The organism is Flavobacterium sp. UBA4197, from assembly GCF_002379575.1.
GTDB classification, from domain to species: Bacteria; Bacteroidota; Bacteroidia; order Flavobacteriales; family Flavobacteriaceae; genus Flavobacterium; species Flavobacterium inviolabile.
The window spans coordinates 129,173-153,818 of record NZ_DFUB01000022.1; the positions used below are offsets into that span (position 1 = coordinate 129,173).

General features: G+C 39.7%; 20 protein-coding genes, 1 CRISPR repeat array and 1 riboswitch. Of the genes, 13 read left to right on the plus strand and 7 right to left on the minus strand.

Features of this window, described 5'->3' with window-relative positions:
* Window positions 1-223 precede the first annotated feature (223 nt).
* Entirely contained in the window at window positions 224-3,625 is a 3,402-nt protein-coding gene (gene cas9 / locus B3394_RS18185; protein WP_414654272.1) for a type II CRISPR RNA-guided endonuclease Cas9, read from the plus strand.
* Window positions 3,626-3,679: 54 nt separating this feature from the next.
* A CRISPR array of direct repeats spans window positions 3,680-6,293; the repeat unit is 36 nt; unit sequence GTTGTGGTTTGATTAAAGATTAGAAAGCACGATATT.
* 112 nt (window positions 6,294-6,405) lie between these two features.
* Here cas9 and cas2 read toward each other — a convergent pair.
* The 3 genes from cas2 to B3394_RS13120 all read right to left on the minus strand — a co-directional run bounded on the left by cas2 (window position 6,406) and on the right by B3394_RS13120 (window position 8,040).
* On the minus strand, window positions 6,406-6,735 hold the full coding sequence (gene cas2 / locus B3394_RS13110) for a CRISPR-associated endonuclease Cas2 (RefSeq protein WP_177733092.1): 330 nt from the start codon (window positions 6,733-6,735) through the stop codon (window positions 6,406-6,408).
* On the minus strand, window positions 6,711-7,610 hold the full coding sequence (gene cas1 / locus B3394_RS13115; protein ID WP_177733095.1) for a type II CRISPR-associated endonuclease Cas1: 900 nt from the start codon (window positions 7,608-7,610) through the stop codon (window positions 6,711-6,713). The genes cas2 and cas1 overlap by 25 nt, the downstream gene beginning before the upstream one ends.
* 106 nt (window positions 7,611-7,716) lie before the next feature.
* Entirely contained in the window at window positions 7,717-8,040 is a 324-nt protein-coding gene (locus B3394_RS13120) for a helix-turn-helix domain-containing protein (protein ID WP_246297053.1), read from the minus strand.
* Between the two features lie 218 nt (window positions 8,041-8,258).
* On the opposite strand from B3394_RS13120, the gene B3394_RS13125 reads away from it, so the two are divergent.
* The 8 genes from B3394_RS13125 to B3394_RS13160 all read left to right on the plus strand — a co-directional run bounded on the left by B3394_RS13125 (window position 8,259) and on the right by B3394_RS13160 (window position 14,974).
* A complete protein-coding gene (locus tag B3394_RS13125) occupies window positions 8,259-8,474 on the plus strand; it encodes a hypothetical protein (RefSeq protein ID WP_177733099.1) in 216 nt (71 codons plus the stop codon).
* A 30-nt stretch (window positions 8,475-8,504) separates the two neighbouring features.
* Window positions 8,505-8,732: a hypothetical protein gene (locus B3394_RS13130; RefSeq protein ID WP_177733101.1), complete on the plus strand. Its 228-nt coding sequence runs from the start codon at window positions 8,505-8,507 to the stop codon at window positions 8,730-8,732.
* A gap of 210 nt (window positions 8,733-8,942) precedes the next feature.
* Entirely contained in the window at window positions 8,943-10,160 is a 1,218-nt protein-coding gene (locus B3394_RS13135; RefSeq protein ID WP_286925449.1) for a lanthionine synthetase LanC family protein, read from the plus strand.
* Window positions 10,161-10,174: 14 nt separating this feature from the next.
* Window positions 10,175-12,400, plus strand: a complete 2,226-nt coding sequence (locus tag B3394_RS13140) for a lantibiotic dehydratase family protein (RefSeq protein ID WP_286925451.1) — start codon at window positions 10,175-10,177, stop codon at window positions 12,398-12,400.
* 11 nt (window positions 12,401-12,411) lie between these two features.
* Entirely contained in the window at window positions 12,412-13,308 is an 897-nt protein-coding gene (locus tag B3394_RS13145; RefSeq protein ID WP_177733107.1) for a thiopeptide-type bacteriocin biosynthesis protein, read from the plus strand.
* Between the two features lie 66 nt (window positions 13,309-13,374).
* Entirely contained in the window at window positions 13,375-13,956 is a 582-nt protein-coding gene (locus tag B3394_RS13150) for a pseudouridine synthase (RefSeq protein ID WP_286925459.1), read from the plus strand.
* 9 nt (window positions 13,957-13,965) lie between these two features.
* Window positions 13,966-14,415: a tRNA (cytidine(34)-2'-O)-methyltransferase gene (locus B3394_RS13155; RefSeq protein ID WP_177733111.1), complete on the plus strand. Its 450-nt coding sequence runs from the start codon at window positions 13,966-13,968 to the stop codon at window positions 14,413-14,415.
* A gap of 124 nt (window positions 14,416-14,539) precedes the next feature.
* Window positions 14,540-14,974, plus strand: a complete 435-nt coding sequence (locus tag B3394_RS13160; protein WP_286925462.1) for a VOC family protein — start codon at window positions 14,540-14,542, stop codon at window positions 14,972-14,974.
* Window positions 14,975-15,019: 45 nt separating this feature from the next.
* Here B3394_RS13160 and B3394_RS13165 read toward each other — a convergent pair whose 3' ends face one another.
* The 4 genes from B3394_RS13165 to B3394_RS13180 are packed head-to-tail and all read right to left on the minus strand — an operon-like array spanning window position 15,020 to window position 18,819.
* Window positions 15,020-15,793, minus strand: coding sequence for a dienelactone hydrolase family protein (locus B3394_RS13165; protein ID WP_286925469.1), 774 nt, complete (start codon window positions 15,791-15,793; stop codon window positions 15,020-15,022).
* 44 nt (window positions 15,794-15,837) lie between these two features.
* The gene (locus B3394_RS13170; RefSeq protein ID WP_286925495.1) at window positions 15,838-16,623 is read right to left on the minus strand and encodes an ABC transporter ATP-binding protein; all 786 of its coding nucleotides are present in this window, start codon (window positions 16,621-16,623) and stop codon (window positions 15,838-15,840) included.
* Window positions 16,624-16,640: 17 nt separating this feature from the next.
* Window positions 16,641-17,672 carry an iron ABC transporter permease gene (locus tag B3394_RS13175; RefSeq protein WP_177733119.1) on the minus strand — a complete coding sequence of 344 codons (1,032 nt, stop codon included), beginning with the start codon at window positions 17,670-17,672 and terminating at the stop codon, window positions 16,641-16,643.
* A gap of 1 nt (window position 17,673) precedes the next feature.
* Entirely contained in the window at window positions 17,674-18,819 is a 1,146-nt protein-coding gene (locus B3394_RS13180) for an ABC transporter substrate-binding protein (RefSeq protein ID WP_349677596.1), read from the minus strand.
* 103 nt (window positions 18,820-18,922) lie between these two features.
* A riboswitch (cobalamin riboswitch) is annotated at window positions 18,923-19,162 on the plus strand.
* 32 nt (window positions 19,163-19,194) lie between these two features.
* Between B3394_RS13180 and B3394_RS13185 the strand changes: the two genes are divergently transcribed.
* The 4 genes from B3394_RS13185 to B3394_RS13200 all read left to right on the plus strand — a co-directional run bounded on the left by B3394_RS13185 (window position 19,195) and on the right by B3394_RS13200 (window position 24,642).
* Entirely contained in the window at window positions 19,195-21,021 is a 1,827-nt protein-coding gene (locus tag B3394_RS13185) for a TonB-dependent receptor plug domain-containing protein (RefSeq protein ID WP_286925523.1), read from the plus strand.
* Window positions 21,022-21,026: 5 nt separating this feature from the next.
* Window positions 21,027-22,109: a YncE family protein gene (locus B3394_RS13190; RefSeq protein WP_177733123.1), complete on the plus strand. Its 1,083-nt coding sequence runs from the start codon at window positions 21,027-21,029 to the stop codon at window positions 22,107-22,109.
* Window positions 22,110-22,121: 12 nt separating this feature from the next.
* Window positions 22,122-23,174, plus strand: coding sequence for a YncE family protein (locus tag B3394_RS13195; RefSeq protein WP_286925529.1), 1,053 nt, complete (start codon window positions 22,122-22,124; stop codon window positions 23,172-23,174).
* 67 nt (window positions 23,175-23,241) lie between these two features.
* Window positions 23,242-24,642, plus strand: a complete 1,401-nt coding sequence (locus tag B3394_RS13200; protein ID WP_286925540.1) for a T9SS type A sorting domain-containing protein — start codon at window positions 23,242-23,244, stop codon at window positions 24,640-24,642.
* Window positions 24,643-24,646 lie beyond the last annotated feature (4 nt).

A 24,646-nucleotide genomic window follows, 5' to 3' on the forward strand; every position in this document is an offset into this window, starting at 1 on the left:
GAATTTGTTTTTATTGAATAATAAAAAAAAGAAAGTCCCACCGAAGCAGGACTAAAGGTTTTCACCTACGGCATATAGCCTTATTGTGATAAGATTAAAGATTAGAATAATTTTTTCACATTTCAAATGTAATAAAAAAATGCTTGACTTTTATTATGGAAATCCGTAAACAAACAATACTAATTTTTTAGTAGCTTTAAAATTCTTAAAATTTTAGAATGTCATGACGAAAATATTAGGATTAGATTTAGGAACAAACAGTATCGGCTGGGCGGTTGTGGATGATCAGCAAAATGAAATTGCAGATATCGGGACAAGAATATTCCCTATGGGAGTAGAAAATTTGGGAGATGGTGACAGGGAGATGTCGAAAAATGCTGCAAGAACCGGAGCCAGAGGAATCCGAAGACAGTTTTTCAGAAGAAGATTGCGAAAAAAAATACTGCTAAAAGCACTTTCCGAAAACAGGATGTGTCCTATGACCGATGCTGACTTTGAAGACTGGAAAAAAACAAAACAATTTCCTTCAGAAAAGCTAACAGACTGGTTTGTTCTGAATCCTTATGAGCTTCGTCAGAAAGCAGTAAACGAAAAAATTTCCCTTGAAGAATTAGGACGAATATTGTATCATCTGATACAGCGCAGAGGGTTTTTAAGCAATAGCAGAAAAGGAGGCAGTGACGATGGTGCTATTTTTAAAGGTAATGTTAAAGAAGGTAAAATAGGAATAGAGGATACCTTGGAAAGTATTGAAGGAAAAACATTAGGGGGGTATCTATATGAAATTTATCCGAAAGAAAACCAACCGTTTCAATACGGATTGGAAAGAATACGCAATCGGTATACCACCCGTAAAATGTATGTGGATGAATTTGAATTGATCTGGAACAAGCAGGCACAATTTCATACGGATCTGAATGAAGACTTAAAAACATTATTTGGAGGAAGAAAACAAGAAGGCTATAAAGAGGACGGGATATTATTCCATCAGCGACCATTGCGTTCACAAAAACATCTGGTTGGGAATTGTTCGTTTGAACCGGCAAAAACCAAATGCCCGCTTAGTGCTGTTCCCGTTGAACAATTTAGAGTCTGGCAATGGGTTAATACGATTGAATATAACGGAAAAAAAATAACGCAACAGGAAAAAGAAAAAATAGTAACTTTTCTATATGCAAATGAGAAACCGGAGTTTAAAAAAATTAGAAAAGTAATTGAAAAAGAAAGTGCCGAATTTAAGTTTAATTACAAAGACGACGATAAAATTGCAGGAACTCATACAATTTCTAATTTATCCAATAAAAAATTCTTTGGCAAAAAATGGTTTGAATTTTCAGATAAAGAACAGGAAGATATCTGGCATGTATTGTATTTTTTTGACAGTAAGTCCAATCTGAAAGAATATGCCATTAAAAACTGGAAGTTTACCGAAGAACAGGCCAATAACATTTCCAGATTTAATGTAAAAGACGGTTATGCCAGTTTAAGCAGGAAAGCGATTAATAATATATTGCCATTTCTGCAGCAGGGATATACGTATGATGTAGCCGTAGTTATGGCGGGAATTAAAAATGTGTTTGGAGCAAAATGGCAAAATGATACACCCGAAAACAATGTAAAACAGTTAACACTAATTGATAATATTGAAGGCATCATCAGAGCTAAGATTTCCGGAGGCTTTATCGATACTGTTAAGGACTTATTGCGTAAAGATTTTGGATTGGGTGATAACGAATTAAAGAAACTATACCATCATTCGGCAGCTATAACAGTAACGCAAATACTTGAAAAATTGCCTGTTGGTAAAGCAGCGGATAAAGCAATTCAGGCGGTTAGAAATCCAATTGTTATTACGGCTCTTTTTGAATTGCGCAAGCTGGTCAATGAACTTATTGATAAGCATGGAGCAATTGATGCGATTAAAATAGAGATGGCCCGTGATTTGAAAATATCAAAATCACAACGCAATAAAATCAGGAGGGAGCAAAAACGGTTAGAAAGAGAAAACGACCGGATCAGGCAGGAAGTGGAGAAGTATACCCGGGTAACTCAGGATAATATTTTAAAGTTTAAACTTTGGGAAGAATGCAAAAAAACCTGTCCGTATACCGGAGTTACTATTCCAGTAAACAAACTGTTTACAGGCGAAATCCAAATTGAACATATCCACCCGTGGAGCCGTTCTTTAAACGATAGTTTTAATAACAAGACATTGTGTTGGGCGGATGAGAACAGAAAAAAAGGAGATAGATCCCCTTATGAGTTTTACGGGAATGATGAAGCAAATTGGTCGGCAATAAAAGAGAGGGCTTTAAAGCTGTTTTCTGATACAAAAGAATATCCCAATGCCTACCAGAAATTCAAACGATTTGTACAGCAGAAATTTGATGATGATTTTACATCAAGACAACTGAATGATACCCGTTATATCAGTAAAGAAGCAAAAAATTACTTAGCCCAGATATGTAAAAATGTAATGGTGTCGCCAGGGCAGATGACTGCGAATTTACGCCAAAAATGGGGACTGAACACAGTTTTAAACGATGCAAATGCCAAAACAAGGGAAGATCACCGGCATCATGCGATAGATGCTTTGGTGATGGCGTGCAGTAAAATCAGTTATTTGCAGGAATTATCCAAGTGGAATCGTCATAACAGAAATTATGACTTAAAAGATTTTCCGCTGCCGTGGGAAACATTTCGATATGATGCAGAAAAAGCAATAGAAAAAATCCTGGTTTCTCATAAAAAGACCTCTAATGCTATTACTGTCAGAACACACAAAGTAGAGAAAAACGGAAAAACCTATAAGAATGTAGGTGTTGCCGCACGAGGGCAGTTGCATAAGGAAACTGTTTTCGGAAAGCGAAAATTTAACGGAGAAGAAGCTTTTCATGTTAGAAAACCTATCGATAATCTGGAGACGGCAAAGCAGATCGATAAAGTAGTTGACGAAACGATCAGATCGCTAATCTTAAAGCGAATCAACGAATTAGGAGGCTTTGTCAAAGATAAAATCCCGGCTAATACTTTTTTTATCGCAGATGAAAAAGGAGTAAAGCAGCCGCAAATCTTTTTGCCCAATAAAAACGGTAATCCTGTTCCTGTGTTAAAGGTGAGAATGAAGGAAACTATAAATAAAGCGAAACAATTAAAAAAAGATGAAAACCAATATGTTAATCCTCGAAATAACGACCATGTTTTAATATATGAAAACTATGAAGGAAAATTAGATAAAGATGTTATCAGTTTTTGGGAAGTCGTTGAAAGAAAAAGACAAGGCACAAATCATATACAACTCCCATTTGATGGAAAACGAATCGTTCAAACTTTTAAAGAGAACGAAATGTTTATATTGTTCAAAAATGAAAAAGATATAGATTGGAATAATGTGGAAATAAATGATCTTGCGGATTATATTTATAAAGTTCAAAAAATTGCTGGAGCAGATTATTTTATGGAGATATGTTTCAGAAAGCATAATGACTCAAGAGAAGATAAATATGCCAAATCAGATTATACATACTTAAAAGGATTTGGTGAGGGTAAAACAGGATGGCATACTCTAAATCCAATCAAAATAGTAATATCAGTTACTGGAAATATAAAAAGGTATAATTATTAGTTTACGATTATAAAACACGATATTCCTCTGCCTATTTAATCATGTACTTAACCCGTTGTGGTTTGATTAAAGATTAGAAAACACGATATTCAGCTCACACAAGGTCTTCAACTTACCGTTGTTGTGGTTTGATTAAAGATTAGAAAGCACGATATTGCGCAAACGCAAACGCAAACGTTTAATACGCAGTTAGTTGTGGTTTGATTAAAGATTAGAAAGCACGATATTTATATCCGGTGGTAGACGTGCCATTTTTGCGTTGTGGTTTGATTAAAGATTAGAAAGCACGATATTTTTAGCAAACCAATTTGCCCAACATGGGAAGTTGTGGTTTGATTAAAGATTAGAAAGCACGATATTAAAGCTCATATTTAGATATTTAATTTATACGTTGTGGTTTGATTAAAGATTAGAAAGCACGATATTTTGAACTTTCACCCTTAGCTTTTCTTAGTTGTTGTGGTTTGATTAAAGATTAGAAAGCACGATATTAACGAGATTAAACAGACACAAGCGCGACTAGTTGTGGTTTGATTAAAGATTAGAAAGCACGATATTAAAATAGAGGATAAACAAAGTTTATGTAAGGTTGTGGTTTGATTAAAGATTAGAAAGCACGATATTGTCGCGACACCATTTAAACCAGTGTGATTAGTTGTGGTTTGATTAAAGATTAGAAAGCACGATATTCCTGTACGCAATGGTAAACTACTATCGCTGTTGTGGTTTGATTAAAGATTAGAAAGCACGATATTCGTACCCTTGTTATCAGCGAACTTTACAGGGTTGTGGTTTGATTAAAGATTAGAAAGCACGATATTTACACGACCGGAATACCAAGAATGTATAGCGTTGTGGTTTGATTAAAGATTAGAAAGCACGATATTATACATATCACCAATGATTGTAGCAGCTTAGTTGTGGTTTGATTAAAGATTAGAAAGCACGATATTTATACGACTGGAATTCCACGCATGTACAGTGTTGTGGTTTGATTAAAGATTAGAAAGCACGATATTATTATTATGGGACGGTTGGGAAGACTTCATGTTGTGGTTTGATTAAAGATTAGAAAGCACGATATTTGAGGGAATGGATTTGGAAGAAATCCAACAGTTGTGGTTTGATTAAAGATTAGAAAGCACGATATTGCTAATGCTGAACACTCAATTACAGGCAACGTTGTGGTTTGATTAAAGATTAGAAAGCACGATATTCTTTTCGATGTGTTTACATTAATTGCTGATGTTGTGGTTTGATTAAAGATTAGAAAGCACGATATTCCGTACGGAAAAACCGTTCAGGATAAACAAGTTGTGGTTTGATTAAAGATTAGAAAGCACGATATTCCGGGTAACGTCTTTTTACCTCAATAGCTAGTTGTGGTTTGATTAAAGATTAGAAAGCACGATATTTTTATGCATTAATCGACTTTTTAAAAGAAGTTGTGGTTTGATTAAAGATTAGAAAGCACGATATTAAGAAATAAATGATACTGCAGACGCTACTAGTTGTGGTTTGATTAAAGATTAGAAAGCACGATATTTTTACGGTGTTTTTTATTGTTGGTTTGTCCGTTGTGGTTTGATTAAAGATTAGAAAGCACGATATTTTTCAGCAATAAATTACACATTGCTTCTTTGTTGTGGTTTGATTAAAGATTAGAAAGCACGATATTATTGCGTCTGTATATCAGTTCTTTCTTTTTGTTGTGGTTTGATTAAAGATTAGAAAGCACGATATTAAATTCAACTTTGAAGATTACTACTGGCCAGTTGTGGTTTGATTAAAGATTAGAAAGCACGATATTAGGACAAAATGCATTCTTAGACAATAGCGGGTTGTGGTTTGATTAAAGATTAGAAAGCACGATATTAAATTCAATTTCGAAGATTATTATTGGCCAGTTGTGGTTTGATTAAAGATTAGAAAGCACGATATTATTAGAATTATGGGATAAAATGTTCGAATAGTTGTGGTTTGATTAAAGATTAGAAAGCACGATATTCTGCGATTCCTTGTACTTTGCTGGCAGCTTGTTGTGGTTTGATTAAAGATTAGAAAGCACGATATTGATTTGCCAGAAGTAAAAAAAAAATCTTCGGTTGTGGTTTGATTAAAGATTAGAAAGCACGATATTATGCGGCTACTATTGGAGCGCGTGCAGATGGTTGTGGTTTGATTAAAGATTAGAAAGCACGATATTTTCTTCCGGAGTCGTACAGAATCAGATCGGGTTGTGGTTTGATTAAAGATTAGAAAGCACGATATTTATTGTTAAAAAATGGCTTGTGGAACTGTGGTTGTGGTTTGATTAAAGATTAGAAAGCACGATATTATAGCAACAGGACTCGAATCGGAGTCGATGGTTGTGGTTTGATTAAAGATTAGAAAGCACGATATTCTTTTGCAAAGAGTTTTGAACGTCTGTTTCGTTGTGGTTTGATTAAAGATTAGAAAGCACGATATTGGATTCGGAAACAATAATTTATCAGAAGAAGTTGTGGTTTGATTAAAGATTAGAAAGCACGATATTCAATTTATTTTGTATTTTTCTGTCTGTATTGTTGTGGTTTGATTAAAGATTAGAAAGCACGATATTTTAGTAAACATAGTAGAATTGATGTCACAAGTTGTGGTTTGATTAAAGATTAGAAAGCACGATATTAGTTGCGTTTTTAGCTTCTGATTATTAAGTGTTTAAAAGTAAATATCGTGATAAAAAATGCTTCTTTTTTAGAGTGATAAGCTAAGCTTGAAGCATTTTTTTATTTCTAAGGTTAAAACAATTCCAGTTGTGTGGGTTGCGGCGCTTTGGGGACTTCTGCTTTACCCCAGAAATTAATGATATTTCCAAACTGTTTGTCGGTAATCCTTAAAACACTCACTTTTCCTAAAGGCGGGAGCAGCTTATAAATCCGTTTTTCATGAACGTCAGCACTTTCACTACTCGCACAATGCCGTATGTAAACAGAATACTGCATCATCGAAAAACCGTCCTTTAACAGGCTGTTTCGAAAACCGGAAGCATTTTTCCGGTCTTTTCTGGTATCAGTTGGTAAATCAAAAAATACAAACAGCCACATTACTCGGTATCCGTTAAGTTCCATAACGAAGGATATTTGATCTTTTTGCGGCTTCCTGTAAAACATTGCTGCAGTGAGCTTGCCGTTTTTTGCAAACCCACCATCAGCGGACTTTTTTCCTCTTTAAAATAAACCGTTCGGGTTAACACCTGCAGGAGTTCCGACTTTATTAGCGTATTTAATTCCTCTTCATCATATTGCTGTATGACTTGATAAACCAGCTCATCTACAGCCGGGCGAAAAGGTTCCATGATATCATCGGCAAGTGCAAAAGCATTGTATTTGCTTTTATGATGAATGCCCAAAGTGTTCAGCAGGCCGCTTCCGGATAAAGCCCTGGCAGTAGCGGCTCTTAATATGGCGTAGCCGTAGTTAAAAAAGTTATTCGGATATTCGCCAAAACGTTCCCTTTTAAAACTGTGCTCAAAAAAGGACTTCCAGTATTGCGATGCTGCGACACCTTCCATATTGCTGGAATCGCCGCTGAGTACCTTACCGGCCAAAAACGGAAACGTATTTTTTTGCCTGGTGATTTTTTCCAGAAGTAATCCCTGATTCTTAATTTTCTCGACAACGGTTTGCTGCCATAATTGCTTTTTTAGCGGTAAAGAAGCCTCAATCTGGTTTCGGAATATTTCCTGTTGGATATGATGGCTGTTAAGATTCAGAAACATCCCGTTGGGCAGATGACTTTTGCCGCAAACAATAATCGCAGTATTATTTTCGATAAGCAGGTTCATGGCAGGAATGCTTAAATAAACCTCGGGATTATCAATAACAAGAAAACCGATATCTTCAACAGGAATAAAACTTTCCCGGATCTCGGATTGTAAAACCAGCTGGAGATTTTTTGTAGTAATACGGGTTTTGTTTTCTACAAGAACGGTACGTTTAATCATAGTTTTAATTTTTTAAGGTGCAATACCTTATAAAAAGAGCTAAAAAAAACGAAAAAGCATTACGGAAAACCGTACCCTGTTTGTTGGGCAATGCATATTAAACCGCTCACCGTTCTTTCTTCAGCAAAGCAATCAGTTCATCTTTTTCCTGCAGCCGTTTTTCATACTGCTCGATCAGTTTTTTATAAACGTCATTCAAGGCTTTAATACTATCCAGGATAATCTCCTTATCTTTTCTTTTTTTAGGATCGGTTCCGTTTTTCTGTTTGGCTAAAAAGCTTTTGGGTTTCACTTCAAAAATCAAACTCAACTGTTCGATATGGGAAGCCCACGACTGACTTTCACCATTTTCAATACGGGCATAGGCAGATTGCGATATACTGAGTTTTTCGGCTACTTCTTCCTGCGAAAAGCCTTTTAATTTTCTCATATGGCGAATTTTTTCCCCGACTGTTCTGTTCATGTATACTGTTGTTTTCTGCTTCTAAAAATAAAAAAAATAAAGGTTATCTTATAAAAAAAGGGTAGAATTACCCTTAAATCGCATAAGAGAGTGCTTTTTAAGTCGTTAAATTTGGAATTATTAAGGCTTATTTCAGAAAAGGAAACACAAATTAGAACAATAATAATCATTCAAAATGTACCATTATGAAGAAACTTAATCTTAAGAAAAAAATTGTTTCCGTATTAACGGATAAGGAAAAAGCAACCATCCAGGGTGGTGGAACAAACGTAACCTGTGCCAGCTTTGCAACAGAAATAAGATGGACCGAAGACCCTTGTGTAGTGCCGCCGCCGCCAACAAAAAGATGTCCGAATGACGGGATCACACCGCCAACCAGCGATCCGATATTCGTGCCTTAAAACTACCGTAACCAATCAAACTATTATACAATGAAACGATTAAACCTAAAAAAGAAAGTGGTTTCCGTATTAACGGATAAAGAAAAAGCAAACATCCAGGGTGGAGGAACAAACGAAACCTGTGCGAGCTTCGCAACAGAGATAAGATGGACAGAACAGCCTTGTGGTGTACCTGTTACCAGATTAGAGTGCCCAAGTATTAAAGTGGCTTGTGTAACACATTTAGTGTGCCCTACAACTACTCTTGAAGAGATGTAGTAAACAGACAAAATAAAATAGCAGTAATGTATTTTACTATAATCTTTTAAAGATAGCAGTACAGGTGTTGAACCAAAAGAGAAGATTGTTCTCTTCTGCCCAAACCGGTTAAAAATACAATTACTTCATAATGAACGCTATTTTAAACCGTTGAAGAGTTGCTGTTCTTCAACGGTTTTGTATTTAAATAAATAATCTCACAACACCACTATGGAACTGGAAGGCTATAAAGAACTAAAAGAAATTACCGACTACTTACAAAATCCGGAACAGGTTTTTAAAGAAGAAAAAGCCGCCAATATTGCATTGCATTCCGGTTTGTCTGGCGTTATCATAACATTGGTAAACATTCGTAAAAAATTCCCGGAACTGGTTGATCCGGATATCATCCGGCAATATATCGCCAAAACCTACGATATTCTTTCCGAAAGTGAAGCCTTCTATCCGTCATTTTGCGGTGGTCTTGCCGGATATGCCTATCTGCTGCACCTGCTCAAAGAAGAACAGATCCTGGAAGGCGACTACAGTGAGATACTCGCTGAAATTGATGAAATCCTTGACGAACATTTTGAAATAAACCTCGAAGAAGAAGATATCGATATCCTTCACGGTGCGATGGGACTTGGCTTGTATTTTATAGAAACGGGCAAAAAACAACAGGTTGAAGCATTGGTCGACAGACTTGCGGGGATAGCCCAAAGAGAAGGCGATCAGTGTTATTGGAAAACATTCGATCACTATAAAACCCGGAAATACAAAATTGATTTCGGACTGGCACACGGCAACGCCGGAGTACAATATTTTCTGGGAAAATGCATTTACCACAACATTAAAGCCGATGCCTGTAAAGAGCTGCTCCAAGCCAGCCTTAATTTTTACAAAAACAACACCCAGAACCACAATGCGATACAATCGTATTTTCCGGTACACATACCGGAAGAAAACTATCTCGATAAAACCTATACGCCCGAAACATCCCGAATGGCCTGGTGCTACGGCGATTTAGGCATCTTATATACCCAATTGTTTGCAGCCGATATTATGGAAATGCCGGATTTGAAATCGGAAATAATCGGACAATTGAAGCAAACAGCCCAACGAAGAACCAAAGAAAACACAATGCACAACGATGCCGGATTTTGCCATGGCACCAGCGGACTGTCCATTATGTTTCAAAACATATACCAGCTGACGAAAGAACCTGAATTTCTGGAAACAGCCCAATACTGGCTGCAACAAACGCATGCTTATAAAAACAGCACGGCAGCCTATGATGTGGTTGCCTACAGACTGTTTGAAGGAAGCCGGAAAAATGAGATTGATGTTACACTGCTGGAAGGAATTTCCGGTGTGGCAGCGGCCTATCTGGCCAATCTTACAACCGGAGGAACAACCTTATTGGACAAAACACTATTCTTAAGGTATTAAGCGACAACACCATTATGAAAAAGAAGAACATACGCTATAACAGGTTTGATAAATATGTTTTGAGAACACCGTTAATGCCGATCAATTTCCTGATGGAACTCACCCGGCAGGCAGATACTCCTGACGAAACAATACAGCAGCAGTTCCGGGATCCGGTAGTCCGGGAAGCCATCTTCCTGGCATCACCGGTACTGTATAAGGAAATTGAAAAATGGACGGAAGGAAAAGTAGAAGACCCTAAAGAATGCAAAAAAATAAAGCTTTCCTTCCTGAAATATTTAACCCGGATGGCGTTCCGTCCGACACCTTTCGGACTTTTTGCCGGTTGCAAACTGGGAAGTATTACAGAAAATACCCGTATTGAAAACAGTGATTTTTCTAAAAACAAGCGCCATACAAGGCTGGATATGAATTTTGTCGGGGCTTTAAACCAATCCCTTACCGCAAATAAGAACATTCGGGAACAGCTGCAGTATTATCCCAATTCGAGCCTTTATTTTATTGGGAATAACATCCGTTATGTGGAATGTATCTACCAGAATACAAATCGTTCGCATCATCTTATCGAAATAGAAACCTCCGATTACCTGAATGACTGCCTGCAACTGGCCAAAAACGGTGCCGATAAAGCGGCATTGGTAAAGTTGCTGGCAAAAGAAGACATCACTGTGGAGGAAGCAGCCGGATTTGTAGATGACTTAATTGACAATCAGATCCTGGTTAGTGAAATGGAACTTTCCGTTTCCGGCGAAGAATTCATCCGGCAGACCATCAAAACGTTAAAAAGACTAAAGGACACGGAAAACCTTATTGCCATTCTGGAAGAAACGGCACAAAAAATAGCAGCACTGGATCATTCCATTGGAAATGATCCGAAGGAATATGAAGCGCTGCTGGCAATCCTGAAAAAATTTGACATTCCGTTTGATGAAAAATACATCTTTCAAACCGACATGATTCTCAATACCAGCCATAACACACTGGGAGAAGCCACTACTGCACAGCTTCAAAAAGGAATTGCACTGTTAAACAGAATGACCTCGCGCATGCCCAATCTGCAGCTGCAAAAATTTATAGACAAATTTCAGGAACGCTATGAAGACCGGGAGGTGCCGCTTGCTTTGGCACTTGATAACGAGCTCGGTATCGGCTATCCGGTAAACAGCTATAAAGGCAGCCTGAATCCGTTGTTAAACAAAATTTATATTCCGTCCGGCCAGCAGACCAACCGGCAGCGGGAAATGAAATGGTCGGCAGTAGACAGTATTCTTTTTGGTAAAATGAGAACGGCTCAAGCCAATAAAGAATATACCATTCAGCTACAGGATGAAGATTTTAGCAGCTTTGAACCAATATGGGACGATTTACCGGATACGATTTCGTCCATGACAGAAATTGTAACCAGTGGTGACGAACAGAAAATTGTCATTAAAACGGTAGGTGGTTCCGGTGCGGCCAATTTGTTCGGCAGGTTCTGTCTGGGCGATCAGGAACTTCATGAATATGCCAAAACAATCATCGAAAAAGAAGAGGCGCTAAACAGCGATAAATTACTGCCCGAAATCATACACCTTCCGGAAAACAGAGTAGGGAATGTGCTGATGCGCCCTGCCTTCCGGAAATTTGAAATACCGTATCTGGCTTCTTCCGGAAAAACGGCAGACCATCAGCTCCCGATTGAAGATCTGGTTGTTTCCATAAGAGATAACACAGTTGTACTCCGTTCGCTGAAACACAATAAAGAAATCATTCCCCGTTTAACCAACGCCCATAATTATTCCCATAACGCCTTGCCTATTTATCACTTTTTGTGTGATTTACAGGCGCAGGGAAAAAGAGGCGGTTTGTACTTTACCTGGGGAGGACTGCGTGATGAATATCCTTTTCTGCCAAGGGTCGAATATGAAAACATCATCCTTTCCAGAGCCAAATGGAAAATAACCCATAAAGAAGTGGAAAAACTGTTAGCCATCGATGCGGTATCGGAGATCGGTACCATTACCGAATGGCGCAATGAAAGGAATATTCCGCAATATGCCATTTTGGTGGAAGGCGACAACAAGCTGCTGATCAATTTTGAAAACCTGACCTCTTTTCAGATGCTTGCCACGGCAGTAGCGAAAAGAAACGTTTTTGAAATAGAAGAATTCCTGTTTTTTGAAGATGCCGTGACCAGAGGTAGTAAAGAGGACTATTTTGCCAACGAGGTGGTCTTTTCATTTTATAAAGAATTAAATTAAAAGAAGTGAATATGGATACGACTATAAAACAATCATTTCTTATTGGTGACGAATGGCTGTACTATAAAATATATACCGGCTTTTCCACGACCGACACTATTCTGACCCATCATCTTCATGCGGTCATTACCGGTTTGCAGGAGGAAGGAATACTCGATAAATGGTTTTTTATCCGCTATACCGATCCGGACCATCACATTCGGCTGCGGGTGCATTTGGTCAATACGGAACAGCTGGGAAAAGTAATGCTTGCCTTTCAGGAATGCCTGCGCAATTTATGGGAACAGAACAGCATCTGGAAACTGCAGACGGATACCTACAGCAGGGAGATGAAACGTTACGGAGCTACGCTGATAACGGAAGCCGAAACAATTTTTTTTCACGACAGCCATTGTATCACGGCCGTTTTAACTGTTTTGGAAGAACCGGAAAGTGAAAATACCAGGTGGATTTTCGGAATGGCTTCCATTGATACTTTTTTAGATACTTTTGGTTATCCGATCCATGAAAAACGGGCAGTAATGGAAAGCCTGAGAGAAGGTTTTTTTAAAGAGTTTAAAGTGGATACGCCTACTAAAAAAGGCTTGAGCGCCAAATACAGGGAACACAAAAATGAGATTGCTGCTTTTATGAAAACCGAAACCGGCGCACTAAAACAGCTGTTAACGGAAAGGAATACCCGATTAGCAGAACCGGTAGTAGCCATTCGGGAAAAAATACACCACAGCGGTAAAACGCTGAATGATTTGCTGGGCAGTTATATCCACATGAACATGAACCGTTTGTTCCCGTCCAATAACCGCCAATGTGAAATGATCATCTATGACCTGCTTTGCAGCTACTATACCACTGAAATGGCAATTGCCAAAAAACAGCAGCTCCAAAAGGAAGCGGCTGCACCGGTATAGCATTCCTCCGGATTGCAGTAACCGGCACCAGCCAAAAAAGTGTATTTTTGCCGCAAATTAATTGTTATGCAGCACCGCCACTTTCTGATCCACAAACCGCATGGTTATTTAAGTCAGTTTATTTATGAAAAGAAAAGACATAAAAAACTACTGGGGGAACTTTATGATTTTCCGGAAGGAACCATGGCTATCGGAAGGCTGGATGAAGATTCGGAAGGATTGCTTTTGCTCACTACCGATGGTATGATGAGTGAAATTGTGCGCAGTAAAACCGTAGAAAAAGAATACTACGCCCAGGTGGACGGTGTGATTACGGCGGAAGCTATTGCCCGGTTGCAAACCGGCGTTGAAATAGGCTTTAAAGGCATCCGCTACACGACAAAACACTGTGAAGCCGGCATTCTAAATGAATTACCCGATTATATAGGTGAAGGAAGACGAATCCGGGATGAACGCCATGGCCCTACAAGCTGGCTATCCATTACCTTAACCGAAGGCAAATTCCGGCAGGTGCGCAAAATGACAGCAGCTGTAGGATTTCCCACCCTGCGGTTGGTCCGCGTTAGGGTAGGAACTATATCTTTGCAAAATCTTAAAGCCAGTGCGGTGCGGGAAGTAGAACACTTTTCGCTACCCGGGGCATTATAAAATACCGTTATGTTAAATATTGTTTTAGTAGAACCTGAAATCCCGAACAATACGGGCAATATAGGTCGTTTGTGTGTGGGCACCGGAAGCCGGCTGCATTTAATCCATCCGTTCGGATTTGAAATTACCGATAAGAACCTCAAACGTTCCGGATTGGATTACTGGGTACATCTTGACTGGTTCGAATACCAGTCGGTTGACGAATGGAAAGCGGCTGTTCCCGATTTATCCCGCGTTTTTCTGTTTAGTTCCCATAGCACTGTTTCGTATCTGGATGCCGAATTTCAGGATGGTGACTGGCTGGTTTTCGGAAAAGAGAGCGTAGGACTCAGTAAAGAAGTGCTGGCACTTTTTGAAAAGCAACTGACTATTCCGATTTCGCCATTGGTAAGAAGCTATAACCTGGCCAATTCGGTAGCTTTCGCTGTTGGCGAAGCAAAAAGACAATTGCGAAAATAATACGGAATAACCGGATATTTGTCATAATTGTTTAAAAAATAACAATAATTTTTGCTAAAAGATTTGAACATTGGTTACATTTGGTATTGCAAAAATGAACCAAACAAACAAAAACAAACAAATTATGGCAAATGTAAATCCTTATCTGACATTCAACGGTACGTGTGAAGCGGCCTTTGATTTTTATCAATCCGTATTTGGAGGAGAATTTCCGTATAAAGGGAAATATAAAGATATGCCGCCCGGAGAATATCCGCTTCCGGATGCTGAAAAAGAAAAAATCATGCATATATGTCTGCCAATTGGCGGCGGAAGCATGTTAATGGGAAGTGATTCTTCCGAAGCTTTTGGAAAAGCCACCACTATGGGTGACAATATTGCTATTTCCATCAATACTGATTCCGAAGAAGAAGCGACGCGTCTTTTTAACGGACTTTCGGCAGGAGGAAGAATAACAATGCCTTTGGACAAAACATTCTGGGGAGCATTTTTTGGCATGTTTGTAGATAAATTCGGAATTCACTGGATGGTCAATTACGATTACGAACAAGCAGAATAAAACAGCGAAAAAATATAAAAGCCAGTGCAATCGCACTGGCTTTTTTTATTTAAAGATCTCATCAAAAAAGCCCAGCATGGCTTTCCAGGAGCGTTGTGCCGCTTTTTCATTGTAGGCAACACCTTTGCTGTTATCGGTTCCGGCATCTTTATGGGTAAAGCCGTGAACGGAATTGGCATAATACACCATTTGCCAGTCGGCTTTGGCATCGCGCATTTCCTTTTGAAAAGCTTTGATCTCGTTCTCAGAAACATACGGATCGTCAGCACCGTGAAGTACCAGTACTTTAGGCGTAATCGGTTCTGTTTTTCGGGAAGCATCTTTGCCCAGACCGCCGTGAAAAGAAACAACTCCTTTTACCGGAAAATTGGCCCGTGCTGCTTCAAGTACTCCCGTACCGCCGAAGCAATAGCCGATTATCGCAATTTCATTCGGATTTGCTCCTTGTTTTACCAGTTGTTCCAAAGCCAGACGAATGCGCTTCTGGTATTCGGAATAATTATTTTTGTAAAATCCGGCACGTTCACCTGCCTGTTTTGCATTTTCAGGTTTATTCCCAACGCCGTAAATATCGGCAACAAAAGCATAATAACCCTGTTGTTCCAGCGTAACGGCACTTTCTTTGGCGTTGTTGTCTATGCCCATCCAGGCCGGTAAAATCAAGACACCGGCTTTGTTGACTTTTGCCTTTTTAGGAGTGGCAGACAGCCCTTGTAGTTTTTGATTTCCATCTGAATAATCGACGGTTTTTAGCTGTGCTTGTGTTGCAATGGTTGTTAAGATAAGCACAACAGAAGCGGTTGAGGTTTTCCAGTTCATAGCATGTTTTTTAAACAAGCTTAAAATTACGAAACCTTTGGAATTTAACGGATAATAAATTTCCCTTTTTCTTTGTCAAAAAAGATATTTTCATCTTTAAACAACGTGTCGAACAAACCGTTTGCAATGTGGTTGCAGGGTTGGTCCTGGGTGATGTGTTCCGGTGTCATAATAATCATTTCATCACTCAGCTGTATGGCAAGATCGATATCATGTGTTGAAAAAAGAATACACTTTCCGGTTTCATGCGTGAGTTTCCGCAGCAGTTTGAATAAAGCCACTTTGTGCAGCAAATCCAGATGGGTTGTGGGTTCATCCAGAATGATCAGCGGCGTATCCTGGGCAAGAGCGCGCGCAACCAAAACTTTCTGCAATTGGCCGTCGCTGATTTCATAATGCCTTTTATTGGCCAGAGCGGTAATTTGCGTCAGCTCCAGAGCGGTATCCACTTTTGCAATATCTTCGTCAGACAATGTTCCGATCCAGTTGGTATAGGGCTGGCGGCCTAAAGCGACCAATTCGAAAACGGTAAGATTGCTTGGCGGCAGTTTTTCGGTAAGAACAATGCTCAGGTTCTGGGCAAGCTCCGTAGGCTGATAGGCCGTAACTTTTTTATTGTTCAGTAAAACCGCACCTTTCAGCGGTGCCTGTATGCCGGTAATGGTTCGTAACAGGGTCGATTTTCCAATACCGTTAGCACCGATAAGCGTGACTAATTTGCCTGCCTGCAAGTTCAGGTTTAAGCTTTCGGCAATGACCGTTACCGAAGTTTTGGTCTTATAACCAATACTCAGACCGGTAGTAACTAATATGTCGTTCGTTGTACTCATGGCTATCTTTTACACCGTTAATTCATCATTTTTCGTTTTCGAAGCAGCAGCCATATTACTATCGGAGCTCCGATAATAGAAGTAATTGCATTTATCGGTAAGGTCATGTCGCTTCCCGGCAACTGCGAAATACAATCGCACAACAGCATGATGGAAGCTCCTAAAAGCAGCGTTGCCCAAAACAAAACAGCATGATTACTGGTTTGGAACAACAGTTTTGCGATGTGCGGAACGGTCAGGCCGATAAAGGCAATTGGTCCGGCAAAGGCTGTAATACTTCCGGAGAGTAAACTGGTGGCAAGGATAATGATAAGCCGGGCTTTTTTAAAATTCAATCCCAGGCTCCGGGCATAATTTTCTCCCAGCAATAAGGCATTTAAAGCTTTAATGCTGCCAAGGCTGAGCAGTAAACCTATAAGAACCGTTATTAAAAGGATGATAATGGAAGTCCAAGACAGGTTTCCTAAGCTTCCCAAAGACCAGAAAGTGAATTTCTGTAACTGTTCGGCCGTACTGAAATAGGTTAGTACGCCCACAATGGCACCGGTAAAGCTGCTAAACATCAAACCAACGATTAAAATCCCCATGGTATCGCGCAAATAGCGGGATACTAAGAGTACAGCCAGAAGCACCGCCAGGCTGCCTAAAGTGGAAGCGAATACGATACTATAAGGCGATACGGCAATTTCCCTTAAAAAAGGCGGTAAAAATGCAGCGCCTAATATCACCAGGGCTACACCCAGGCTGGCACCCGAACTGACGCCTAAAACATCCGGTCCGGCTAACGGGTTGCGGAACAAAGTTTGCATGAGCAAACCGCTGGCAGACAGTCCCATTCCGGCGAGGATAGCCGTAATGGCTTTGGGCAGTCGGTAACTGCTAATAATATAATCCCATGAGGTTTTGCTAACGGGATTCCCGGTAAGACTATTGACAATTTCTTTTAAAGGAATTGCAATGGAACCGGTACTGATATTGATAAAAAACAGCAACACCAGGCTTATGCCCAGCAGGATAAAAAGAATACTGTTTCGGTTATTTGTTGTCAACTTATTCTAATTTTTGAAAAAAGTGTAATTGATAATCCGGTAAAGCTTCAGGATGGAGTATGCGGATCATGTCTTTAAGAACCAGATCCGGTCGGGTTGGTGCCAGTTCAAAATAAATAATACCGCCTTTTTTACCTTTCTTTACCGCAAATGAATATACGTTTTTATTCTTTACGGCATCAAATTGTCCATAATGCGGATTTACCGCCAGCATTTCCTGTATGGAAGTAAACTGTCCGGGACCGATCCAGAAATCGGCTTTTTGTGCTTTATCGAAAACAGCTTCAAACGAAAGGGATATGCTTCCGGTTCCTTTGCTGTCTTTCCATAAATAATCGGCATTGGCGTCTTTTAAAAAGAGTGCAGCCCAACTGTCGCCTTGCGGCAGATACCAGGTGTCCTGATACATCGCACCGCTAAAAACGGTTGGTTTTTTTGTGGTGTTTTGGGCTATTGCCAGTGTTTTGGTATAATTCTGTTCAATGGAACTGAAAAGAGCATCAGCTTCTTTCTTTTTGCCGAATAAAGCCCCAAAGAATTTGATCCATTCGGCTTTTCCAAGCGGTGTCTGTTCTGTCCAGTCGCCGTTATACACTATTTTTAAACCTGCTTTTTCAAGAGTAGCGTAGGTTTTATTGTTGTTGTCAATGCTGAAACCTACGATCACTTCCGGAGCCAGATCGATCAGTACTTCGGTGTTGAGGTTTTCGTTTTTGCCAACTTCTTTTACTTTTTTAGCCTCTATCAGCGCTCTGGTTTTTTCGGAAGAGATATAATCGGTATTCGGGAAACCTATTAATTTGCTTTCCACACCAAGCAATTCCAGTGAAGGAACGTGAGTGGTGGAAGTTACCACAACCGATTGAACGGGAACTGAAATGGTTGTATATTTTTGCAGGCTATCCGGAACCTTACCGTTTTTTTCCTGTAGAATATAGGTAAAACCTTCTTTGGCTTCCGGCCACGGATTCGTCACTTTTACAACACTGTAACCGTCGTAGTTGTAAATGGAAAGTCCTTTGGCATGTTTGATGGTATTCTCACCTGGGGTAGTATTTACGGCAGTTTTTTCCGTTTCTTTTTTACAGCTCACGGTTGTAAATACCATAGCCGAAAGCAGTAATAAAAGTGCTATTTTTCTCATCATTTGATAGTTGCGGTTTCTGCAAAATTAAATTTATTTTCATTGTATTTTTGTCATATATGTAAAAAAAATCGAATTCGGATTAGATAATTTCAATCTTACGAGTATCTTTGCGTTGTATTGTGGTTATACTTAAGTAGTTTACTGAGTATATTAAAAGGGAATCAAGTGTTCACGGGGAAATTTTTCCGGTGTTTTAATCTTGAGCTGTACCCGCAACTGTGAGCTTTGTTTCTTTAATATAGAAATGCCTGTTATTATGCTTCAACCACTGCAATTGTAACGATTGCGGGAAGGTGAATAACAGGACGCAAGCCAGGAGACCTGCCATAGTAATTAATCATTAAAAGCTTTCGGGAAAAAAGGCTTATTAAGACTATGAAATTAAAATTACTTTTTGCTTTTCTTTTTTTGGGCCAGTGTTTGTTCGCCCAAAACGATACTATTAAATTAAATGAAGTAGTAGTATCCGATGTTCAACTGCGTGACAATACGGTTTCCCAAACGGTATTGCAGCTAAATGACTCCATTATTCACCAAAACCAGCCCGCACTGACGTCATTGTTAAATTACAATTCGGTGATCTATTTTAAGGAAAACGGATACGGTATGGTTTCTTCTGCTTCCTTCAGAGGTACTACGGCACAGCAAACCGCTGTTTTGTGGAACGGGATCAACATCAATTCACAATTGCTCGGGCAAACGGATTTCAATACGGTTACGACCCGTGATTTCAACTCCATTTCGGTAAAATCGGGTGGGGGAAGTGTGATTTACGGCAGCGGAGCGATTGGCGGAACTGTCCACCTTAACAATGAATTTCAGTTTAAAGACCAGTTCAGAAATGAATTGTACCTGGGTTACGGAAGTTTTAATACGATCAACACACAATACCGCCTGAATGCCGGTTCTGAAAAATGGAATACCCAGATCAGTTTTAGCCGTAACAGTTCGGATAACGATTATCCGTTTGTGGGTACTGATGAAAAAAACACCAATGGGCAGTATTTCAATACCACCGTTAATGCGAATATCGGCTATAAAATAAATGCGAAGAACGTTCTTAAACTATACAGCCAGTTTTATGAAGACGAGCGTCATTTTGCGTTGACATCGGCGAATGCCATCAAAACAAAGTACCGCAACTACAATACCCGTAATTTATTGGTCTGGACCAATTATTCCGGGGCCTTTACCTCAAATGTTAAAGCGGCAATTTTAAAAGAGCGTTACCAGTATTATGACAATATTGAAAATGATAATTTTTCTTTTGGTGAGGTCAAGACATTTATCGGAAAGTATGATGTAGTGTATTCGATTTCCAAAAAAATGAAACTGAATGCGATTTTCGATTATACGATAAACGAGGGGGAAGGTGAAGGAATTGGCGAAGCCACCCGGAAAATAGGTTCGGGAGTTTTATTGTTCAAACACCAGGTATCCGATTCGTTCATGTATGAAATAAGCGGAAGAAAAGAAATCACGGATGCTTATCAGAGCCCGTTCTTATTCTCTGCCGGTGCCACTTATGCCGTCACAAAATGGTATAAGCTAAAATTAAACGGTTCCCACAATTTCCGGATACCCACTTTTAACGATTTGTACTGGAAACCGGGAGGAAACCTGAACCTGCGTCCGGAAAGTGCTTACCAGGCCGATTTTGGTCAGGAGTTTACCTTTAACGGTTTAAAACTAACGGCTACGGCTTATTATATGAAAATTAAGGATATGCTGCGCTGGCTGCCTACAAGTGAAGGGTATTGGGCTCCGGTGAATACCGACAAAGTGCAATCCTACGGAGCGGAAGTTCTGCTGGATTATACCAAAAAAATAGGCGCTCATGAACTGGGATTAAAAGGTACCTATGCCTATACTGTTTCGGAAGACGAGACAACCAAAAAACAACTGATTTACGTACCGTATCACAAACTAACCGGTGCGGTTTCCTATAGCTATAAAAACATGGCAGCCTATTATCAGACGCTGTACAACGGTGAGGTGTTTACCTTATCGGACAATGATCCTAAATATATGGTAAAGGATTACCTGGTTTCCAATTTCGGAATCGATTACAGTATCGGTAAAAAAAGCCAATACCGTTTGGGAGCCCAGGTTCGTAACCTGACCAATGAAAAATATGAAAGCGTAGTCAGCCGATTAATGCCTGGCAGAAATTATAACATTACCCTAACTTTAATTTTTTAATAAAAATGAAAATCAACAAACTACTTGGACTAAGTCTTCTATCGGCAGTCTTTTTTGCCTCTTGTACAGATGAAGAGATTATTTATAAAGAAAATCCGGCACCGGTTTCTAAAGGAGCGTATGAGAACGGGATTTTAGTAATGAACGAAGGGAACTTCGGACAGCCGAATGCAGAGGTTTCTTTTATTTCCGCACAATACCCAACGTTATTCCAAAACAATATCTTCAATGTGGTGAACCCTACAAAAGTATTGGGGAATACTGGTCAGAGCATCGGATTCAATGGTGATAACGCTTATATCGTTTTAAACGGAGACAATAAAATTGAAGTAGTAAACCGTTATACTTTTGTAAGTGTAGCGACGATTCAGACCGGACTTCAGAATCCTCGTTATATTTCATTTGCTAACGGAAAAGGATATGTAACCAACTGGGGTGATGCTGGTGTGGCTACAGACGATTATGTAGCGGTACTTAACCTGACAACAAACCAGATTACCGGTAATATTGCTGTAGTGGAAGGACCGGAGCAAATTATTACTTACAACAATAATTTATATGTAGCACACAAAGGTGGTTACGGATTTAACGATAAAATATCGGTAATTAACAGTACTTCAAACACGGTACAAACAACAATCACTGTTGGCGATGTACCTTCTGTAATTGAAGTAAGCCAGGATAACCTGTATGTTTTATGTTCCGGAAAACCAAGCTGGGCTGGAGCTGAAACCGGAGGAAAACTGGTAAAAGTGAACTTAGCAAACAATACCGTTGCACAAACACTTGATTTCGGCGCTACAGAACACCCTGGATTTATGGATATCGAAAACGGAACTATTTATTATATGAAAGGTAAAGGAGTGTATCAAAAAGATGTGGCCACTGCAACGTTGCCAACAACACCAACTTTTACTTCGACTGCTACAACTGTTTATGGTTTTGCAGCACATAACAATAAAATTTATGTAGGGGATGCCCTTAACTATGTTGATAATGGTAAAGTTTTCGTAACCACGATGACCGGAGCTGCATTAAACACTTATACAGTTGGTGTAATGCCAAACGGGTTTTATTTTAATAACTAAAAAAGAACAACCATGAAAACTAACATGATGAAATGGAGTAAGCTTTTTGCTTTAGCGGTTTTATATTTTTCTTTTGCTGCCTGTAATCAGAGCGATGATTCGGTAGTATATGAAAATCCGTTACAGGCTTATGATAATGGTATTTTTATGTTGAATGAAGGAAATTTTGGAACGCCAAATGCTTCCGTATCATTCATTTCAAATGACCTTTTGACCTTTCAGGACAATATCTTTTTTGTGGTTAACCCGACAAAAGTGCTTGGAGATGTAGCACAAAGCATGGGATTCTATAATGAGAAAGCCTATATTGTTGTGAATACTTCAAACAAAATAGAAATAGTAAACAGACACTCGTTTGCAACATTGGGAACAATTACAGACGGTTTGGCACTGCCTCGCTATGTGGTGGCACTAAACGGAAAAATATATGTAACCAATTCTTCGAACAATACGGTGACGGTTTATGATGCCGATACATTTGCCAAACTGGCAACTATCGCGATCAATAAAACCGTTGAAAAGATTGTTGCGGTAAACGGGAAAATATATGTGATGAATGCTTCTTTCGGTACAGGATCGGAAATTACCGTTATTAATCCTGCAACAAATACCGTAACGGCAACCCTTCAGGTGGGTGATGGATTAAATTCCATTGAAGCTAAAGGAAACACTTTATATGCGCTTAGCGGTGCAGACAGCGCCAGCAAGCTGGTTAAAATAAATACGCAAAACGACCAGATTACCGGTACAGTAACGTTCCCTGCAACATTGGTTAATGCCCGAAATATGGACATTGACGGGGAAGTGGTTTACTTTACAAAAGGTAACGGCGTGTACCGTATGGGAATTAACGATACAACGGTTAGTGATACTTCTATCTTTACAGTACCGGATAATGATTTTTCTACGTTTTATGGCTTTGCAGCTATAAACGGAAGAATATACGTGTCTGATGCAAAAGGATTTGTCAACAAAAGTGCTGTAACGATTTACTCCAGTGCCGGTACCGTTCTGAGTCAGAAAACAACAGGAATAGGAACCAACGGGTTCTATCCCAATAACTAAAACTTTTAGGCTATCTGATTCAGATAGCCTAATTTTTAAAACAGTATATTCAATACCTTAAGGATTAATGAAGAAGAAAATTACAATTTTAAGAATTTTATTTACACTGTGCCTTACAGCACTTTCAGGATTTACCCAGACACTTTCTGCACAATGCAAACAGCAAATCAGTGCCGGATCCAACCACTCTTTAGTGGTGGAAAGTGATGGCGGATTATGGCTGAGTGGTAAAAACACTTTCGGGCAGTTGGGCGACGGAACAAAGAATAACAAAAAGCAACTACAAAAAATAGGTAATCAGGTTTGGAACATTGTTTCCGGCGGGTTAAACCACACGTTAGCAATAAAGGCAGACGGTACTTTATGGGCGTGGGGAAACAACAGAAGAGGACAGCTTGGTGACGGAACGATACTGGACAGGGTAGACCCGGTTCAGGTGGGTACTGATACCGACTGGCAGGCGGTGAGTGCCGGCGGAAACCATACGTTAGCCTTAAAAACGAACGGTACCCTATGGGTATGGGGATACAATACTTCCGGCCAGTTAGGGAATGGAACAGAAACCGGAAATGCCAGTACGCCGGTTCAGGTAGGAACAGATTCGGACTGGAAGCAGATTGCTGCCGGCGGTAGTCACAACCTGGCACTGAAAGCGGATGGATCACTATGGGCATGGGGACTTAACCTGAGCGGACAATTGGGCGACGACACGGTAATCACTAAAAGTGTGCTTACAAGAATAGGAACGGCGAACGACTGGAAAACAATCAGTACCGGTTACAGCCATTCTTTAGCAATTAAAGAAAATGGTACGTTGTGGAGCTGGGGCAGAAATGCCGAAGGCGCTCTGGGAGACGGAACGACAATACAAAAAAACAGCCCGGTACAGGTGGGCAGCGAAAACAGCTGGTCGGCCATCAGCGGAGGCTGGGATTTCAGTTTAGCCTTAAAAAACGACAAGACATTATGGAGTTTCGGTTATAATTCCAGCGGACAGATTGGCGACGGAACAACGGTGAACAGAACACTGCCATTACAGGTTGGTACTGCTTCGAACTGGGAAAAGATCAGTGCCGGATCAAACCATGCGATGGCTTTAAACAATGACAATAAATTATTTACCTGGGGAAAAAACAATGAAGGACAGCTGGCCGACAATACTTTGGTTGACAAACGCAATCCGATTGGTATCGGGGAGAACTGTTCGTTAACCGCTCCGGAATTTGACTGGAAAAACATCACATTATATCCCAATCCGACAACTTCGGAATTTACCATTCATTTTAGCGGAGTAATCCCGGAAGCTAAAATAACGGTCCTGAATACCTACGGACAGGTAATTGCCCGGAAAAATGCTGCTGCTGTTGAAACGGTAACCATGAACATTGCTGCCGCTACCGGTATTTACCTGGTTACAATAGAATTGGGGAACACTAAAACACTAACCTACAAGATTATAAAAAAATAACACA

Excerpts from the sequence above, each read along its gene's own strand:
- B3394_RS13135 (WP_286925449.1), top strand. The coding sequence starts at position 8,943 with ATGGAACTGGAAGGCTATAAAGAACTAAAAGAAATTACCGACTACTTA.
- B3394_RS13195 (WP_286925529.1), top strand. The coding sequence starts at position 22,122 with ATGAAAACTAACATGATGAAATGGAGTAAGCTTTTTGCTTTAGCGGTT.
- B3394_RS13155 (WP_177733111.1), top strand. The coding sequence starts at position 13,966 with ATGTTAAATATTGTTTTAGTAGAACCTGAAATCCCGAACAATACGGGC.
- B3394_RS13145 (WP_177733107.1), top strand. The coding sequence starts at position 12,412 with ATGGATACGACTATAAAACAATCATTTCTTATTGGTGACGAATGGCTG.
- B3394_RS13160 (WP_286925462.1), top strand. The coding sequence starts at position 14,540 with ATGGCAAATGTAAATCCTTATCTGACATTCAACGGTACGTGTGAAGCG.
- B3394_RS13125 (WP_177733099.1), top strand. The coding sequence starts at position 8,259 with ATGAAGAAACTTAATCTTAAGAAAAAAATTGTTTCCGTATTAACGGAT.
- B3394_RS13140 (WP_286925451.1), top strand. The coding sequence starts at position 10,175 with ATGAAAAAGAAGAACATACGCTATAACAGGTTTGATAAATATGTTTTG.
- B3394_RS13150 (WP_286925459.1), top strand. The coding sequence starts at position 13,375 with ATGCAGCACCGCCACTTTCTGATCCACAAACCGCATGGTTATTTAAGT.
- B3394_RS13120 (WP_246297053.1), bottom strand. The coding sequence starts at position 8,040 with ATGAGAAAATTAAAAGGCTTTTCGCAGGAAGAAGTAGCCGAAAAACTC.
- B3394_RS13185 (WP_286925523.1), top strand. The coding sequence starts at position 19,195 with ATGAAATTAAAATTACTTTTTGCTTTTCTTTTTTTGGGCCAGTGTTTG.
- B3394_RS13190 (WP_177733123.1), top strand. The coding sequence starts at position 21,027 with ATGAAAATCAACAAACTACTTGGACTAAGTCTTCTATCGGCAGTCTTT.
- B3394_RS13165 (WP_286925469.1), bottom strand. The coding sequence starts at position 15,793 with ATGAACTGGAAAACCTCAACCGCTTCTGTTGTGCTTATCTTAACAACC.
- B3394_RS13180 (WP_349677596.1), bottom strand. The coding sequence starts at position 18,819 with ATGATGAGAAAAATAGCACTTTTATTACTGCTTTCGGCTATGGTATTT.
- cas1 (WP_177733095.1), bottom strand. The coding sequence starts at position 7,610 with ATGATTAAACGTACCGTTCTTGTAGAAAACAAAACCCGTATTACTACA.
- B3394_RS13170 (WP_286925495.1), bottom strand. The coding sequence starts at position 16,623 with ATGAGTACAACGAACGACATATTAGTTACTACCGGTCTGAGTATTGGT.
- B3394_RS13200 (WP_286925540.1), top strand. The coding sequence starts at position 23,242 with ATGAAGAAGAAAATTACAATTTTAAGAATTTTATTTACACTGTGCCTT.
- B3394_RS13130 (WP_177733101.1), top strand. The coding sequence starts at position 8,505 with ATGAAACGATTAAACCTAAAAAAGAAAGTGGTTTCCGTATTAACGGAT.
- cas9 (WP_414654272.1), top strand. The coding sequence starts at position 224 with ATGACGAAAATATTAGGATTAGATTTAGGAACAAACAGTATCGGCTGG.
- cas2 (WP_177733092.1), bottom strand. The coding sequence starts at position 6,735 with ATGGAACTTAACGGATACCGAGTAATGTGGCTGTTTGTATTTTTTGAT.